Source organism: Chlamydia pneumoniae TW-183 (genome assembly GCF_000007205.1).
Classification (GTDB): Bacteria; Chlamydiota; Chlamydiia; order Chlamydiales; family Chlamydiaceae; genus Chlamydia; species Chlamydia pneumoniae.
This window is the reverse complement of record NC_005043.1, coordinates 788,517-804,775: the sequence shown is the minus strand read 5'-3', so window position 1 is coordinate 804,775 and position 16,259 is coordinate 788,517. Positions and strand designations below refer to the sequence as shown.

The following is a 16,259-nucleotide window of genomic DNA, read 5'->3' as shown; positions in this document are numbered from 1 at the left end:
AGGGATTTCCTTTGCTCGCTTTCGTGCTCAATACCCCAAGGTTGTACAAGAATAGGGACCGATAGCTCAGTGGATAGAGCATTCGCCTTCTAAGCGAATGGTCGCAGGTTCGAGTCCTGCTCGGTCCGAGTTTATCTTTATGCGTGCAATTATTTTTTATTGAAGTGGTAGCCTTCGGTTTCCCTTAGGCTAGCAATTTCAATGAGAAGTACTTAAGCTAGGCTTAAGGCTACTTTTCTTCCATAATTTCTAAACTGACCCTTACATTGTTCCTGCTTGCTACAGAAACCAGAAGAGTACGAATCGCTTTGATCGTACGGCCTTCTTTGCCAATGATCTTCCCGATATCAGGTTTAGCTACACTTAGTTCATAAATAATCGTGTGAGTCCCCTGAACTTCTTTAATACGGACTTCTTCAGGGCGGTCCACTAGATTCTTAATGATATAGGCTAAAAATTCTTTCATAGTAATCCTTAACTAATTCGCGTTGTCTTTAAAAAGAGATGTTAAAAAATGAAATTCAATTTTAATTAATTTTAATGCGTTTCCTAAAATAAATGAACTTTTTAATGAATTATTGTTCTTTTAAAATCGATTCCAATAAATTTTTATTTAATATAGTTGTTTCATTGCGGAATTCTTTTATTAAGAGGGAACGCATATCCTCGGGTAAACCCGCCTTTAATGAACAAAATTGCCGGGTTTCTGGATGAGTGAAATCAACGCTATAGGCATGCAATTGTTGTTTATCAAGACCGTAACTCGAATTCATAGAGGGGATTCCATACACAGGATCCCCAAGAATAGGAGTCCCTAAATGTTTCATATGAACCCTAAGCTGGTGGGTCCTTCCTGTCTCTGGAGACAAGGCAACAAAACTCAGTTTTCCATTAAAAGCAAGGACTTGGCAGTGGGTAACGGCTTCTTTTCCTTGAGAGCTTACAGTCATTTCTTTACGTTTGTTTTGATGCCGGCTTATATGTGTATGGATCGTAGTACTCCTAGGTTTCCCTATACAAACTGCTAAGTAGCTTTTCTTTAACCGCTTGGTTGAAAAAAGCTCGCTGAAAACCTTCTTGGCCTGCCGCGTTTTTGCAGTAATAATCAATCCCGAGGTATCTTTATCAAGTCGATGTACGATTCCAGGTCTCCAAGGTTCCTCAGGGAATTCTTCCTTCAGTCTCTCTCCTATTTCATGGAGAAGAGCATGAACCAGGGTTCCATGGAAATGACCAGGTGCTGGATGGACCACCATATCCCGAGGTTTATTGATCACTAAGATCATTCCATCCTCATAAACCTTATCTAGAGGGATGGCTTCGGGTAGGAGCTCAAGAAGTTCTTCCTTTTCTTGGATATCTATAGTGACTATATCACCACAATTTAAGCGCGTTGCCACCCTGGTGTTTATTTGCCCATTGATTTGGACAAGACCACTTAAGATATGTTCTTGGTAGAAAGCTCGAGAATATTTGGGATGCACCTCAGTCAGGTACTTGTCTAAACGCCCCGAGTTTTCTTTACATACAGTAAAGGAAGTCACAGTTTTCATTGAAATCTTGATAACTTTCTTTACTAGTTTAATATCGAATCAGTTAAGGATCTAGCGATTTTATTGAAAGAAAGAGTCTCTTTTTGAATCTTAGACACTTAGAATTTTTCAAAAATAATTTAATGAGTCTAAAAAGATAGAAATGCGTTGAATTAAGATAAAATGCTGGAATCAACTGAGGCTAACCTATGTAGCTCAAACATCATCATGACAAACTTCGATGGCAGTTTGACAAGCAAAATTTTTAGTCAAGGGAAAGATGCGAGTGTCTTTGTAAAGCAATTTTTTAGATATTTTGGGCGCAATAAAGGTCGTTCAAAGTCAAGATTTCGAATTTTGTACAGGCCAGCAACCTTAAAGAGGAAAGGTCTGAACATAAAAATATAGACTTCAATAGGCTAGAGACGTGCAGGACCGTTTTTTCCCATTGCTCTACAGGTAAGGGAAACTTATCAAGATTCTTAGCCAAATAAGGAGTATCGTGGTCAGCAATGAGAGTAAGGTATAAAGGCGAATTGATAAAAGGAGCCCAACGTTTGGGAGAACAGAGGAACCGTTCTTGCATAAGCCTATCTACGGGAAGCGCTAGGAAATAGGTAAACGACATTACTGCTCTTTATAGACAGATCTCATACGCTTAGAAGCTTTTTGTGCTCGGTCCATATCCTTATGTACAAGCCCAAATGTTGAAATTAAAATAGACTGAATGAAATTATCATACATTTTTTGCCCTTCCTCAGCTCCTCGTTGCTCGATAAGAGCTCGGCGTAGCTGATCAAGAGTTTTTACAGGACCCTCGAAGGTAGGAGTGTTTGCCATCGTCATGTACTCAGGTACACCAGGCTTTTCTACGTCAGGAGCTTTTGGAGTCTCTGGTTTTCTTATATAAATGTGACGTGGTTCCATACGTACTACAATGGTTATAGTGTCTATAAATTTAATTCTAATTTAAAAAGAAAATATTTTACCATCTCTTATTAATCAGAAGTTTTTTAGATAAACTTAGTTTTTTAAATTAAGGTTTGTTGTTTCAAGATAGATGTCTTTGCCGTCTTAAAGTTTGTGATCTGTGTTTTTCTCTCTCCTAAGTGTCCATGGCGTTCTAAAAGTCCTTTGAGGTACTTGACGGTGACTTCTTTTATTCTTCCAAGATCTTTTTGTATCGCTGCTTGTTTTTTTTCTATGGCTAGCAGTTCCTTAGTGCATGCCTCTTCATTAAAGCAAAGGATTTTCTTAATCGTTAGTGAAGCAAGTTGAGAGGTGTCTTGTTTTGTAACGGGAGTTGCAAGCTCATGAAGCCAGGGCTCCAGAGCATGGAGCACTGCTTGATGTAGGTCATCAGCAGAAATTTTCTTGTTTATGGCTAGGACTTCTCGGACAGAATCATAGAGCTTATGTTTAATAAAGATGTATTCTAAGGTTTTATGATAATGGTCCAAAGTAAGTTGTTCTTGGAGCAACAAAAGTTCTTTTTCAAGATACCCCTGTAGAGCTGTAGTATGCAGTTTGAGAATCTCGGATATCGAACATTCTACAGGCTTATTCTCGTAAATGACTGTGGGCTTAGAATAGAGAATCACCTGGCATTCAGTATGCTCGAATAACAAGGGAAGCATCTCTTTGGCTCGAGAGCCTTTTGGCAGCTTAATTTCAATGTGAGGGACATCTGTAGAGAAGTCTTGGATGGTATCGATTTTAATTGTGCCACGTTTTGCTGCGTTCTCTATAGAACGGATCAAAGTCTCAGTCGTAGATTGAGGACAAATTTGTTTCACTACAAGCGTTTTATCATTAATAATGTCTATAGATGCACGCAGTGTAATCGATCCCAATCCATCTTGATACTCCGAGGGATCCATCAATCCTCCCGAAGGAAAGTCAGGAAACACAGTGAATTTTTTATCATTTAAAATTGCAATTTGCGCTTTCAAAAGTTCTGCAAAATTGTGAGGGAAAATTTTCGTGGTCATCCCCACAGCAATCCCGTCCACACCATGAAGTAAAAGCACGGGGAGCTTTGCAGGTAAAATATCAGGTTCTTTTTCTCTTCCATCATAAGAGTCATGAAAAGCTATCAAGTCGGTATTAAAGAGCGTTTCTCGAGCTAAAGGACTGAGTCGTGCTTCTATATAACGGGCAGCAGCGTGAGGATCTCCCGTAAGGGGATTTCCGAAGTTTCCTTGCGTGTCGATGAGGTAGCCTTTATTTGCTAAGACAACAAGAGCTTCAACAATAGGGGCATCGCCATGGGGATGGAGAGCCATAGTTCTTCCTGCAATATTGGCAACTTTATGCATTTTCCCGTCGTCCATAAGGAATAAAGTCCATAGAAGTCGACGCTGCACCGGTTTTAAGCCATCAAGAATATGAGGAATCGCTCTCTCTAAAATTACGTAAGACGCGTAATGCATAAAATGTGTTCGAAAAAGCTCTGAAACGTCACGCATAAATTAAAAATCAGTAATAAGGTTATCCATAATAAATTGTTTTCTCTCTTTTGTATTTTTCCCCATATAGAATTGTAAGATCGAAGAAATGCTCTCTAAAGAGGTAATCGTAACTGGGGTGAGGCGGATCTCAGGACCTATAAACGCAGCAAATTCCTTAGGAGAAATTTCTCCTAAACCTTTAAACCTTGTGATTTCTAAAGAGGAGTCCTTTTTCCCAAATTGCTGTAACGCCTGCATCTTTTCTTGCTCAGAATAGTAGTAGAGCGTAGTCGTTTTGTTTCTAACTTTAAACAAAGGGGTTTCTAAGATAAAGAGGTGATTATTTTCTACAAGAGGCAAGAGTGTTTTAAGGAAGAAAGTAATCAAAAGATTACGAATATGCATACCGTCTACATCCGCATCAGTAGCCAGGATGACTTTGTTATAACGTAAATGCTGAATCTCGTTTTGCGTGATGCCTAGAGCAGTTGCTAAATAAAATAACTCATCATTTTTATACATTTTGGTTTCTTCTAAGGAAAAGACATTCATAGGCTTTCCTCGAAGTGAAAAGACAGCTTGTGTGAGGGGATTTCTTGAAGCAAGAATTGATGCGGACGCAGACTCCCCTTCGGTAAGGAAAATCGAAGAGGCCTCACCATACAGAGAGCGATCGTTATAATGGAATTTACAGTCCCGAAGTTTGGGAATTTTATAATGGACTTTCTTCTGTTTGCTCTTAAGATCTTGTTTTATAAATTGGATATTCTTTCGAGTTTTCTCATTGAATTTTATTTTTTCTAAAAGAAGCTCAGGAGCCACTTTATCTTTACGTAGGGCCTGTACAATCGCTTCCTTTACATCTTTAATTAAAGAAGACCGAATCTGTGTATTCCCAAGCTTATTTTTCGTTTGCGATTCAAAAATTGGCGAGGCTATTTTTATTGCTATGCAGCCCACAATGCCTTCTCGAATGTCATTGGAAACAAATGTTTTTCCAAAAAACTCGTTGACCCCTTTTACTATGGCTTCCTTAAAGGCAGTCAGGTGTGTTCCTCCGTCAAGAGTCTCTTGTCCATTGACAAAAGAAAAATAACGCTCCGTATTTCCTTCAAGGTGAGAAAAGATAAAAGTTAAATCCTCATTTTGAAAAAAAAGAGGAGAGTATAAAGGGGGCTCAGTGATCTCTGCATCGAAAAGATCTTTGAGACCGTTGTGAGATATGAACACCTCATCATTAAATCGGATCTCTAATCCCGAATGTAGGTAGGTGTATTGGCGGATTTTATCTTTTAGGAAGTCGTGGTTAAAAGTAAACTCAGGGAAGATACTAGGATCAGGAGTAAAGGAAACAAAAGTTCCATCAGGATCTTTGGTAGAACCTTGCTTAGACTCTTGCAGAACTCCTCGATGGAAGGTGGCAAGGTGGTATTTTTTCTTTCTTACAGAACGTACAGAAAATATTTCTGAAAGTGCATTCACAGCTTTGAGTCCCACGCCATTCAGCCCTACAGAGAAATGGAAAACATCTTGGGTATATTTAGCTCCCGTATTGATTTTAGAAACACAATCTATAAGTTTACCTAAAGGAATGCCACGACCTTGATCTTGAATGGAGATCTGCTTGTCACTAGCAGAAATTTTTAAAGATTTACCATGACCCATGATAAATTCATCAATCCCATTATCAACCACTTCTTTAAAAAGAGTGTAAATCCCATCCTCTTTTTGAGAACCATTGCCAAGCCTTCCAATGTACATCCCCGCCCGAAGACGAATGTGATCAAGAGAGGCCAAAGAAAGAATGCTTGCTTCTGTGTATGCCGCCATGTGTGATATTTTGTTGAATTTTTAAGAAGAGCGGATAGGACAATCTTTTGATTGCTTATCTATTTTGCGCCAAGAAAAGGGACAAGCTCAACATATAAGTTTCGTACTAAGACGAAACTTATGGATCTTAGTCTTGGGAATGTATCGCTATCACATGAACTCAGCTTTAAACTGCATATCCATCCGCTAAAGTCTTATCATTTAAGGACAGAATCCTTGGAACTCCCCGAGGAGCTCAAAACGCATCTTACCCGAACCTCTTTTTCCTAATCAAGGAAGAACAAAACACGGGAACTGCAAAACATAGGCCTGCCTTCTTCATTGATTTCTCCTAGAGATCGTAGTCAAAATTACCTTTCAATTTTTAAAGCAACGTAAAGATCCTCTGGTATATGGGATAGGCAACCGCCTTCAAAACGCAATGAGCAGAGAAAATAGATTATTTGATGGCTTCTAATTTTCTCTTCGTCTATACAGCTAAGTTACTTTTCATTTATAAATTTAGTATAAGTTTCCTTCATACTGTTCTGAAATTATCGAATCGTGCTTATGGTGTTAGGAGTTGTTGGAATCAGTTATCGTGAAGCCGCTTTGAAAGAAAGAGAGCGTGCGATTCAATATCTGCAATCTTTTGAAAAAAATCTTTTCCTTGCACAGCGTTTTTTAGGCAAAGGAGGAGCGTTTATCCCGTTACTTACTTGTCATCGAGCCGAACTTTATTATTATTCAGAAAGTCCTGAAATTGCTCAAGCCGCCTTACTTTCAGAATTGACATCCCAGGGAATACGTCCTTACCGTCATAGAGGTTTGTCTTGTTTTACTCATCTGTTTCAGGTCACCAGTGGTATAGATAGTTTGATCTTTGGGGAAACGGAAATTCAAGGACAGGTAAAACGAGCCTATTTAAAAGGAAGCAAAGAGAGAGAGTTGCCTTTTGATCTTCATTTTTTATTTCAAAAAGCTCTAAAGGAAGGGAAGGAGTATCGCTCACGCATCGGGTTTCCCGATCATCAAGTGACCATAGAATCTGTCGTTCAAGAAATTCTACTCAGCTACGACAAGTCGATATATACGAATTTTTTATTCGTAGGATACTCGGATATCAATAGGAAAGTCGCTGCCTACTTATATCAACATGGGTATCATAGGATTACCTTTTGCTCTAGACAACAAGTCACGGCCCCCTATAGAACCTTGTCTCGAGAAACGCTCTCATTTCGACAACCCTATGATGTGATTTTCTTTGGCTCTTCAGAATCAGCTTCACAATTTTCCGATCTTTCCTGTGAGAGTCTTGCTAGCATTCCCAAACGTATTGTCTTTGATTTTAACGTGCCACGAACCTTTTTATGGAAAGAAACCCCTACAGGTTTTGTTTATTTAGATATAGATTTCATCAGTGAATGCGTGCAAAAAAGACTGCAATGCACCAAAGAAGGAGTAAATAAAGCAAAACTTTTGTTAACTTGTGCCGCGAAAAAACAATGGGAAATTTATGAAAAAAAGAGCTCACATATAACCCAGAGGCAAATTTCATCCCCACGTATTCCTTCCGTTCTAAGCTATTGATGCTTTAATGCCTAATTCATCGCTTGACATGTACAGCTTTCGAAAATACTCTAAGCTTTCATTAGAAGTACGAATATCCTCTGATGTCTGTGAGGGAATGGGCGTGCTCGGGTTAATTGATAGATTATAATTATTCTTGTTATGGATTCAGCTCGATTTTTCTTGTGGCCTCTTGTTCTTTATAATGAAAAAGATGAGCAAAGAAAAGCGCTCAATGCTGTTTCTGCAAATAAGAAATCGTTTTTATTTTTAAAGTTCGTATTGGCATAACTCGATTTAAAGGAAGAAAAAGCAGGTTTTAGAAATGAGATTGTTTCCATTCCTCAGGGAACAAAGACAACCATTGCTGCGTTGGAAAACACGAGTATGTTGGAAAAATTAATAAAAAATTTTGCCACGTATATGGGTATAACGTCAACTCTCGAGTTAGATGCTGACGGAGCCTATGTCCTGCCTATAAGTGAGGTAGTTAAAGTGCGTGCTCAGCAAAATGCTGATAACGAAATTGTTTTAAGTGCTTCGTTAGGAGCTTTGCCTCCATCTGCTGATACAGCAAAATTATACTTGCAAATGATGATTGGCAATTTATTCGGTAGAGAAACAGGAGGCAGTGCTTTAGGTTTGGATTCCGAGGGCAATGTTGTCATGGTCCGCAGATTTTCTGGGGATACTACATATGATGATTTTGTACGACATGTTGAGAGTTTTATGAATTTTTCAGAGACATGGCTGTCAGATCTTGGCCTAGGTAAACAGTAACAAGGTGGAATAAATGGCAGTACGATTAATTGTTGATGAAGGCCCCTTGTCTGGTGTAATTTTTGTTCTGGAAGATGGGATAAGCTGGTCTATAGGACGCGACTCTAGTGCTAATGACATTCCTATTGAAGATCCTAAACTCGGTGCATCGCAAGCCATTATCAATAAGACTGACGGAAGCTACTACATCACAAATTTAGATGATACAATTCCTATTGTTGTAAATGGCGTAGCGATCCAAGAAACTACACAGTTAAAAAATGAAGATACTATCTTATTAGGAAGCAATCAGTATTCTTTCTTATCAGATGAATTTGATCCTCAAGATCTTGTTTATGATTTTGATATTCCCGAAGACAATTTTTCTAATGATTCAGGGGATTTGTCCGATAGTAATGAACAGGGAAAAGATCTTGAGCCTCGGCAAACTTCGGAAACAAATCATTCACCGAAGCCTAAGGAAAAGCTGACCAAAGATCAGGGAAGTAGCGATCCAATTACAAGTGGGGATCAGGAGCTTGCTGATGCTTTTTTAGCATCAGCAAAAGCGGAAAAAAATCAACCAAGAGCCAAAGTTGCTAAGAAGGGTTTAAAAGAATCTTCAAACGAGTCTTTGAATCCAAAGGAACAAAATGCAAAGGATTCTCCGAAAGGAGAGGAAAGAACCAACAAACCCCAGAACGCCATTATGGAAGATAACGGAGCTTCGCCTAGGCAAGATCCGCAACCAAAGTCAGCAGAACCCTCTCTTAAAAACACAGCCAGGGATGAGACTCCCTTGAAAGAAAATAAACCTGTAGAAGAGAAGGCTAATAAGAAAGCAACACCGGATTCTCCAGAAAAAAAAGATCAACCTGAGGAAGGCTCTAAAATAGAAGCAACACCTTTGGATTCACAAAAAGAATCCGAGGATAAGGAAGCAGAAGAAGCCTTTGTACAAGAAGAAGAAGAGAACCTTACGGAAGATAATAAAGAAGATTCTGACAGTGCCGCTGATGCAAATGACGACACGGCAAGTGACCATACTGCAGAGGATAACAAAGAAACTCCTAAAAAAGTCGAGAACGAAAAGAGCGCAGTTCTATCCCCATTTCATGTTCAAGACTTATTTCGATTCGATCAAACAATTTTTCCAGCAGAGATTGATGATATTGCGAAAAAAAATATCTCTGTAGACTTGACGCAGCCTTCTCGTTTTTTACTCAAAGTTTTAGCCGGAGCTAATATTGGAGCAGAGTTCCATTTAGACTCAGGAAAAACCTATATTTTAGGTACGGATCCTACAACTTGTGACATAGTATTTAATGACTTAAGTGTTTCTCATCAACATGCTAAAATTACTGTCGGTAATGACGGGGGCATTCTTATCGAGGATCTCGATAGTAAAAACGGTGTCATTGTTGAAGGACGAAAAATTGATAAGACCTCTACATTGAGCTCGAATCAAGTTGTGGCTTTAGGAACGACATTATTTTTACTTATAGATCATCATGCCCCCGCTGATACTATAGTTGCTTCTCTATCCCCAGACGATTACAGTTTGTTTGGGAGACAGCAAGACGCCGAAGCCTTAGAAAGACAAGAGGCCCAAGAAGAAGAAGAAAAACAAAAACGCGCTACACTACCCGCAGGATCTTTCATTCTTACCCTGTTTGTTGGAGGATTGGCTATTCTCTTTGGTATAGGAACAGCTTCTCTTTTCCATACCAAAGAAGTGGTTCCTTTAGAAAATATTGATTATCAAGAAGATCTTGCCCAGGTTATCAATCAGTTCCCTACGGTGCGTTATACGTTTAATAAAACGAACAGCCAACTTTTCTTAATCGGACATGTCAAAAATAGTACGGACAAAAGCGAGCTGCTGTATAAAGTAGACGCCCTTTCCTTTGTGAAATCCGTAGATGATAATGTTATTGATGATGAAGCTGTTTGGCAGGAGATGAACATCCTGTTATCAAAGCGACCCGAGTTTAAAGGCATCAGCATGCATTCCCCAGAACCTGGGAAATTCATCATCACAGGCTATGTCAAGACTGAGGAGCAAGCAGCTTGCCTCGTTGATTATTTAAATATACATTTTAATTACCTCTCGTTACTAGAGAATAAAGTTGTTGTTGAAACCCAGATGTTAAAAGCAATTGCAGGCCATCTTCTTCAAGGAGGTTTTGCAAACATCCATGTGGCCTTTGTGAACGGTGAAGTTATCCTTACTGGTTACGTCAATAACGATGATGCAGAGAAGTTCCGTGCTGTAGTGCAAGAGCTGTCGGGGATTCCTGGTGTGAGGTTGGTCAAGAATTTTGCTGTCTTACTCCCAGCTGAAGAGGGAATCATAGATTTAAACCTACGTTACCCCAATCGCTATCGTGTTACAGGCTATTCTAGATACGGAGAAATAAGTATCAATGTAGTTGTCAATGGCAGAATCCTCACAAGAGGGGACGTGATTGATGGTATGACAGTAACAAGTATACAACCTAACGCGATCTTTTTAGAGAAGGAAGGGTTGAAATATAAAATAGACTACAATAAATAACCAAGTATTGGGGTTTATTAATTATTTATATTTAGGTAGATATTCTATGTTTAATATGGAAAATACAGCGAAAGAAGAAAAAAATTCTCAACCGCTGTTAGATTTAGAACAAGATATGCAAGATCATGACAGAGCTCAAGAACTTAAAGCTAGTGTGCAAGATAAAGTTCATAAGTTACATGCGCTGCTTCGAGAAGGTTCTGACAAAGAATCTTTTGGGCAACAACAGTCGTTGTTAGCAGGCTATGTAGCTCTACAGAAAGTTCTGGGTCGGATCAACCGCAAGATGATATAAAGGTCCAGAGGAGAGAAATCTATGGCTACAAATAAAAGTTGCACAGCATTCGATTTTAATAAGATGCTAGACGGCGTATGTACTTACGTGAAGGGTGTTCAACAGTATTTAACTGAGTTAGAGACATCAACACAAGGCACTGTCGATTTGGGAACCATGTTTAATTTGCAATTCCGTATGCAGATCTTATCACAGTATATGGAATCGGTGTCCAACATCCTAACCGCTGTGAACACAGAGATGATCACAATGGCTAGAGCAGTTAAAGGAAGTTAATAATATAAGAGAGAGATCATGGCAGATTTGGAAGTATTTCAAGCAGACTTTGCTTTGTTATTTGAAGCAGGCCTTTTGGCCATTAAACAGGGAGATGAAGATAGCGCAAGAAAGTTATTTCAATCTCTCCATATTCTAAACCCTAATCATTATGGTCATGATCTAGGACTCGCATTGATTTCTTTGCATAAAATGGATCTTTTCGATGCTGAAGAACGCCTCAGTGCGCTGATAAAAGGCAATGAAGATAATTGGAGTATAAAAGCATTTTTATCTCTTACCCATATGCTCATCGTCTTGCATCAAGGAAGTTCTTTTGAAGTGCGCAGAGAGAGTCTAGAAAGTTGCCTAAAATTTGCTGATCAAGTGATAGCAAATTGTAAAATAGAGTCCACAAGAGCTCTTGCTCAATCTGTCTTAGATTGGCATGACACTTTAGTGGCAAAAAGTGCAGGTCCTTTGGGCTAGGCTTTTAAAACAGTAAAACGGTTTTTTTGCTTTATGATAGACCCTGTAGAATGTTTCCCCAACCTTGATGGAGATGCAGAAGCGCAATCTATAACTCAGAATTCTGGCACCCCCTTAGCAAGTGAATTAAAAAAAGATATTTCTCCATTTGCTTTGGGATCTTATGCTGCTCCTAAAGATACGACCCTTGTTCAAGGATTTAAACCAAATCCGATGGCAATGATGCAGGATCAAAATTCTAATTTAATCGATCCTGAGTTGCAAGAGGCCTTGGAATCAGAAGAGCTCCAAGAGCAAATTAACAACTTGAAAGGGCGCCTCTGGGATTTCCGCTCAACTTTCGAAGATAGTCAGACAACAGCACAGTTTGCAGACGAGCATTTCCAAGCTGTAGGAGTCATCATAGATTTAATTAACGAAGACTTGAATACGATTGCTGAGCACACACAACAAGATGCTCGGAAAGAAGATAAAGAAGAGGGTTCGGTAACTAGGAAAATCATTGATTGGGTCTCCTCCGGAGAAGAGGTCCTCAATCGTGCGTTGCTCTACTTCTCTGATAGAGATGGGAATCGTGAGAGTTTAGCAAACTTCCTTAAAGTACAATATGCTGTGCAGCGAGCTACACAAAGAGCAGAACTGTTTGCGAGTATTGTCGGTACCTCTGTAAGTAGCGTGAAAACGATTATGACAACGCAATTAGGTTAACATGGATCAGTTAACAACGGATTTCGACACTCTCATGTCACAACTTGGTGATGTGAATCTTACGACTGTAGTAGGCCGCATTACAGAAGTGGTCGGCATGTTAATCAAAGCCGTAGTTCCTAATGTGCGTGTTGGAGAAGTATGCTTAGTGAAACGTAACGGCATGGAACCTCTCGTAACAGAAGTCGTTGGTTTTACCCAGAGTTTTGCCTTTCTCTCTCCTTTAGGAGAGTTATCAGGAGTGAGTCCTTCTTCCGAAGTCATCCCTACAGGACTCCCCTTACACATTCGAGCAGGAAACGGCCTCTTAGGTCGTGTTCTCAATGGGTTGGGAGAACCCATAGATGTAGAAACTAAAGGTCCATTACAAAATGTGGATCAAACATTTCCTATTTTTCGTGCACCCCCAGATCCCCTGCATAGGGCGAAATTACGACAGATCCTGTCTACGGGTGTGCGTTGTATAGACGGTATGCTCACGGTCGCTAGGGGGCAGCGTATTGGAATTTTTGCTGGTGCTGGAGTGGGAAAATCTTCGCTCTTAGGTATGATCGCAAGAAACGCTGAAGAAGCCGACGTTAATGTAATCGCGCTTATTGGAGAAAGGGGGCGTGAAGTACGTGAGTTTATAGAGGGGGATTTGGGAGAAGAAGGAATGAAACGTTCCGTAATTGTCGTTTCTACTTCTGACCAATCGTCGCAATTGCGACTTAATGCCGCCTATGTAGGGACTGCAATTGCAGAGTATTTTCGTGATCAAGGGAAAACTGTCGTACTTATGATGGATTCCGTGACACGATTTGCTCGTGCATTGCGGGAAGTGGGGTTAGCCGCTGGAGAGCCTCCTGCTAGAGCAGGATACACTCCATCGGTTTTTTCCACTCTACCCCGTCTATTGGAAAGATCAGGAGCCTCCGATAAAGGAACCATTACAGCATTTTATACCGTCTTGGTAGCAGGAGATGATATGAACGAGCCTGTTGCTGACGAAGTCAAATCGATTCTTGACGGGCATATTGTTCTCTCCAATGCACTAGCTCAAGCATACCATTATCCTGCAATTGACGTACTTGCTTCGATTAGCCGACTCCTGACTGCTATTGTTCCTGAAGAACAACGACGGATCATAGGGAAAGCAAGAGAAGTTTTAGCTAAATATAAAGCCAACGAGATGTTGATCCGTATTGGAGAATACCGACGAGGTTCTGATCGTGAGATAGATTTTGCTATCGACCATATTGACAAATTGAACCGGTTTTTAAAGCAAGATATCCACGAAAAGACAAACTATGAGGAAGCAGCACAACAACTGCGCGCCATTTTCCGGTAAATAAAGAGTAGTATGCTGTGGCAAAATATCCACTAGAGCCTGTTTTAGCGATTAAAAAGGATCGTGTAGATAGAGCAGAAAAAGTTGTTAAAGAAAAACGACGTCTTTTAGAAATAGAACAAGAGAAATTACGAGAGAAAGAAGCTGAACGCGATAAAGTTAAAAATCACTATATGCAAAAAATCCAACAACTCCGCGATTTGTTGGACGAAGGTACAACAAGCGACGCCGTCTTACAGATAAAATCGTACATTAAAGTGGTTGCAGTACAGCTTTCGGAAGAAGAAGAGAAAGTCAACAAACAAAAAGAAGTTGTGCTTGCTGCTTCTAAAGAACTCGAAAAAGCAGAAGTAAATTTAGCGAAGCGTAGAAAAGAAGAAGAGAAAACACGACTCCATAAAGAAGAATGGATGAAAGAAGCTCTCAAAGAAGAAGCTCGCGCTGAAGAAAAAGAACAAGACGAGATGGGGCAGCTGCTTTTCCAACTGCGCCAGAAAAAAAAACGTGAATCAGGGGGAAGCTAGTTCATGGAATTAAAGAAAACAGCAGAATCATTATATAGCGCTAAAACAGACAATCACACTGTATACCAGAACTCTCCTGAACCTAGAGATAGTCGTGATGTAAAAGTATTTTCTTTGGAAGGAAAGCAAACACGACAAGAGAAAACAACCTCAAGTAAAGGAAATACACGTACAGAATCTAGAAAATTTGCTGATGAAGAGAAGCGAGTTGATGATGAGATTGCTGAAGTAGGATCCAAAGAGGAAGAGCAAGAATCTCAAGAATTTTGCCTTGCTGAGAACGCCTTTGCAGGTATGTCTCTTATAGATATCGCAGCAGCTGGATCAGCAGAAGCTGTTGTAGAAGTCGCTCCCATAGCTGTTAGTAGTATCGATACACAGTGGATAGAAAATATCATACTTTCTACTGTAGAATCTATGGTGATTTCAGAAATCAACGGTGAGCAACTTGTAGAGTTGGTATTAGATGCTAGTTCTAGTGTGCCTGAAGCCTTTGTTGGAGCTAATCTTACATTAGTGCAATCTGGACAGGATCTTTCCGTTAAGTTCTCAAGTTTTGTAGATGCTACACAAATGGCAGAAGCTGCAGACCTTGTAACGAATAACCCTAGCCAACTTTCTTCATTGGTAAGTGCTTTAAAAGGTCATCAACTCACATTAAAAGAATTCTCAGTTGGAAATCTTTTAGTACAGCTTCCTAAAATTGAAGAGGTACAAACTCCTCTACATATGATTGCATCTACGATCCGTCATAGAGAAGAGAAAGATCAAAGAGATCAGAATCAAAAACAAAAACAAGACGATAAAGAACAAGATTCTTATAAAATCGAAGAAGCACGTTTATAAAGGTACTTTATGGCAGTAGCAGCCGATTCTAGTGCAAGTTGGCTAAAATCTCGGAATAATTTTTTAAGTTCCCTAGGGAAGACTGAGGAGCAGGTTGCTGCTCCTGAGTTTCCTAAGGAACTGTGCCAACATAAAATTAGAGAGAAATTTCGACTTGAAGATGTCCAGGTTTCTATAAAGTTTCGTGGATCTATAACTGCTGTAGAAGCTACGAAAGAATTCGGCGTGCATCTTCTAATACAACCTATGGTAGTCCAACCTTGGGAAGTAGAAAATCTGTTGTTCCTAACATCAGAAGAAGACCTTCAGGAGCTCATGGTAGCAGTATTTGATGATGCCAGCCTTGCTTCATATTTCTATGAAAAAGATAAGCTCCTAGGGTTCCATTATTATTTTGTCGCCGAAGCCTGTAAATTATTTGAAGAGCTCCAGTGGGTGCCCTCTTTGTCTGCCAAAGTCGGAGGGGATGCTATATTTACAGCTACAAGTCTGCAAGGCTCTTTCCAAGTCGTAGATATTTCTCTGCGCCTAGATGGAAAAAATGTTCGATGTCGTCTGTTATTGCCAGAAGATACCTTCCAAAGTTGTCAGAAGTTTTTCTCAGGTCTCCATGATGAGTCGGATCTTCATAATATAGATCAAACGCAGCAGATCTCTCTTTCTGTAGAAGTCGGGTATTCTCAGCTAACTCAAGAAGAATGGCATCAGGTAGTCCCAGGATCATTCATTATGTTAGATAGCTGTCTTTATGATCCTGAAACCGAAGAAAGCGGCGCTTTACTCACAGTGCAAAAACATCAGTTTTTTGGTGGCCGTTTCTTAACGCCCTCCTCTGGAGAATTTAAAATTACCAGTTACCCTAACCTAACTCATGAAGACCCTCCTCTTCCTGAAAATCCACAAGCTTCCGCAGCTCCCCTCCCTGGATACAGTAGACTCGTAGTCGAAGTTGCAAGATATTCCTTAGCAGTCAGTGAATTTATAAAATTGAACTTGGGAAGTATATTGAGCTTGGGAAACCATCCAGCATACGGTGTGGATATCATTTTAGATGGAGCTAAGGTCGGTAGGGGAGAAATTATCGCTCTAGGAGATGTTTTAGGTATTCGCGTTTTAGAGGTATAAAGAAAGATTGG

At 39.8% G+C, this 16,259-nt stretch carries 17 protein-coding genes and 1 tRNA gene; 12 read left to right on the top strand and 6 right to left on the bottom strand.

Going from position 1 to position 16,259, the window contains the following annotated elements:
- The first annotated feature begins 55 nt into the window (after positions 1–55).
- Positions 56–128 (top strand) — tRNA-Arg (locus tag CPB_RS03710).
- Positions 129–229: 101 nt separating this feature from the next.
- On the opposite strand, the gene CPB_RS03705 is transcribed toward CPB_RS03710, so the two are convergent.
- From CPB_RS03705 to CPB_RS03680, 6 genes are all read right to left on the bottom strand, one after another.
- Positions 230–466, bottom strand: coding sequence for a KH domain-containing protein (locus CPB_RS03705; protein ID WP_010883358.1), 237 nt, complete (start codon positions 464–466; stop codon positions 230–232).
- A 109-nt stretch (positions 467–575) separates the two neighbouring features.
- Complete coding sequence (locus CPB_RS03700) at positions 576–1,553, bottom strand: RluA family pseudouridine synthase (protein ID WP_010883357.1); 978 nt, start codon at positions 1,551–1,553, stop codon at positions 576–578.
- A 286-nt stretch (positions 1,554–1,839) separates the two neighbouring features.
- The gene (locus tag CPB_RS03695) at positions 1,840–2,118 is read right to left on the bottom strand and encodes a hypothetical protein (protein WP_404987419.1); all 279 of its coding nucleotides are present in this window, start codon (positions 2,116–2,118) and stop codon (positions 1,840–1,842) included.
- Positions 2,119–2,159: 41 nt separating this feature from the next.
- A complete protein-coding gene (locus CPB_RS03690) occupies positions 2,160–2,459 on the bottom strand; it encodes a hypothetical protein (RefSeq protein WP_010883355.1) in 300 nt (99 codons plus the stop codon).
- Between the two features lie 104 nt (positions 2,460–2,563).
- Positions 2,564–4,000 (bottom strand): DNA gyrase subunit A, encoded by a 1,437-nt coding sequence (locus CPB_RS03685; RefSeq protein ID WP_010883354.1) that lies wholly within the window; start codon positions 3,998–4,000, stop codon positions 2,564–2,566.
- Between the two features lie 3 nt (positions 4,001–4,003).
- The gene (locus CPB_RS03680) at positions 4,004–5,812 is read right to left on the bottom strand and encodes a DNA topoisomerase IV subunit B (protein WP_010883353.1); all 1,809 of its coding nucleotides are present in this window, start codon (positions 5,810–5,812) and stop codon (positions 4,004–4,006) included.
- Positions 5,813–6,361: 549 nt separating this feature from the next.
- On the opposite strand from CPB_RS03680, the gene CPB_RS03675 reads away from it, so the two are divergent.
- From CPB_RS03675 to sctQ, 11 genes are all read left to right on the top strand, one after another.
- A complete protein-coding gene (locus CPB_RS03675; protein WP_010883352.1) occupies positions 6,362–7,381 on the top strand; it encodes a glutamyl-tRNA reductase in 1,020 nt (339 codons plus the stop codon).
- A gap of 366 nt (positions 7,382–7,747) precedes the next feature.
- The gene (locus CPB_RS03670; RefSeq protein ID WP_010883351.1) at positions 7,748–8,140 is read left to right on the top strand and encodes a type III secretion system chaperone; all 393 of its coding nucleotides are present in this window, start codon (positions 7,748–7,750) and stop codon (positions 8,138–8,140) included.
- A gap of 13 nt (positions 8,141–8,153) precedes the next feature.
- Entirely contained in the window at positions 8,154–10,676 is a 2,523-nt protein-coding gene (sctD, locus tag CPB_RS03665; protein WP_011126211.1) for a type III secretion system inner membrane ring subunit SctD, read from the top strand.
- A gap of 46 nt (positions 10,677–10,722) precedes the next feature.
- Positions 10,723–10,971: a DUF5398 family protein gene (locus tag CPB_RS03660; protein ID WP_010883349.1), complete on the top strand. Its 249-nt coding sequence runs from the start codon at positions 10,723–10,725 to the stop codon at positions 10,969–10,971.
- 21 nt (positions 10,972–10,992) lie between these two features.
- Positions 10,993–11,247 (top strand): DUF5407 family protein, encoded by a 255-nt coding sequence (locus CPB_RS03655; RefSeq protein ID WP_010883348.1) that lies wholly within the window; start codon positions 10,993–10,995, stop codon positions 11,245–11,247.
- 18 nt (positions 11,248–11,265) lie between these two features.
- Positions 11,266–11,715 carry a hypothetical protein gene (locus tag CPB_RS03650; RefSeq protein WP_010883347.1) on the top strand — a complete coding sequence of 150 codons (450 nt, stop codon included), beginning with the start codon at positions 11,266–11,268 and terminating at the stop codon, positions 11,713–11,715.
- A gap of 33 nt (positions 11,716–11,748) precedes the next feature.
- Positions 11,749–12,423 (top strand): hypothetical protein, encoded by a 675-nt coding sequence (locus CPB_RS03645; protein ID WP_010883346.1) that lies wholly within the window; start codon positions 11,749–11,751, stop codon positions 12,421–12,423.
- Position 12,424: 1 nt separating this feature from the next.
- The gene (gene sctN, locus CPB_RS03640) at positions 12,425–13,753 is read left to right on the top strand and encodes a type III secretion system ATPase SctN (RefSeq protein WP_010883345.1); all 1,329 of its coding nucleotides are present in this window, start codon (positions 12,425–12,427) and stop codon (positions 13,751–13,753) included.
- A 17-nt stretch (positions 13,754–13,770) separates the two neighbouring features.
- Positions 13,771–14,277, top strand: a complete 507-nt coding sequence (locus tag CPB_RS03635) for a hypothetical protein (RefSeq protein ID WP_010883344.1) — start codon at positions 13,771–13,773, stop codon at positions 14,275–14,277.
- A gap of 3 nt (positions 14,278–14,280) precedes the next feature.
- Positions 14,281–15,123, top strand: a complete 843-nt coding sequence (locus CPB_RS03630; protein WP_010883343.1) for a DUF5421 family protein — start codon at positions 14,281–14,283, stop codon at positions 15,121–15,123.
- 9 nt (positions 15,124–15,132) lie between these two features.
- Positions 15,133–16,248, top strand: coding sequence for a type III secretion system cytoplasmic ring protein SctQ (gene sctQ, locus CPB_RS03625; RefSeq protein WP_010883342.1), 1,116 nt, complete (start codon positions 15,133–15,135; stop codon positions 16,246–16,248).
- Positions 16,249–16,259: the final 11 nt, after the last annotated feature.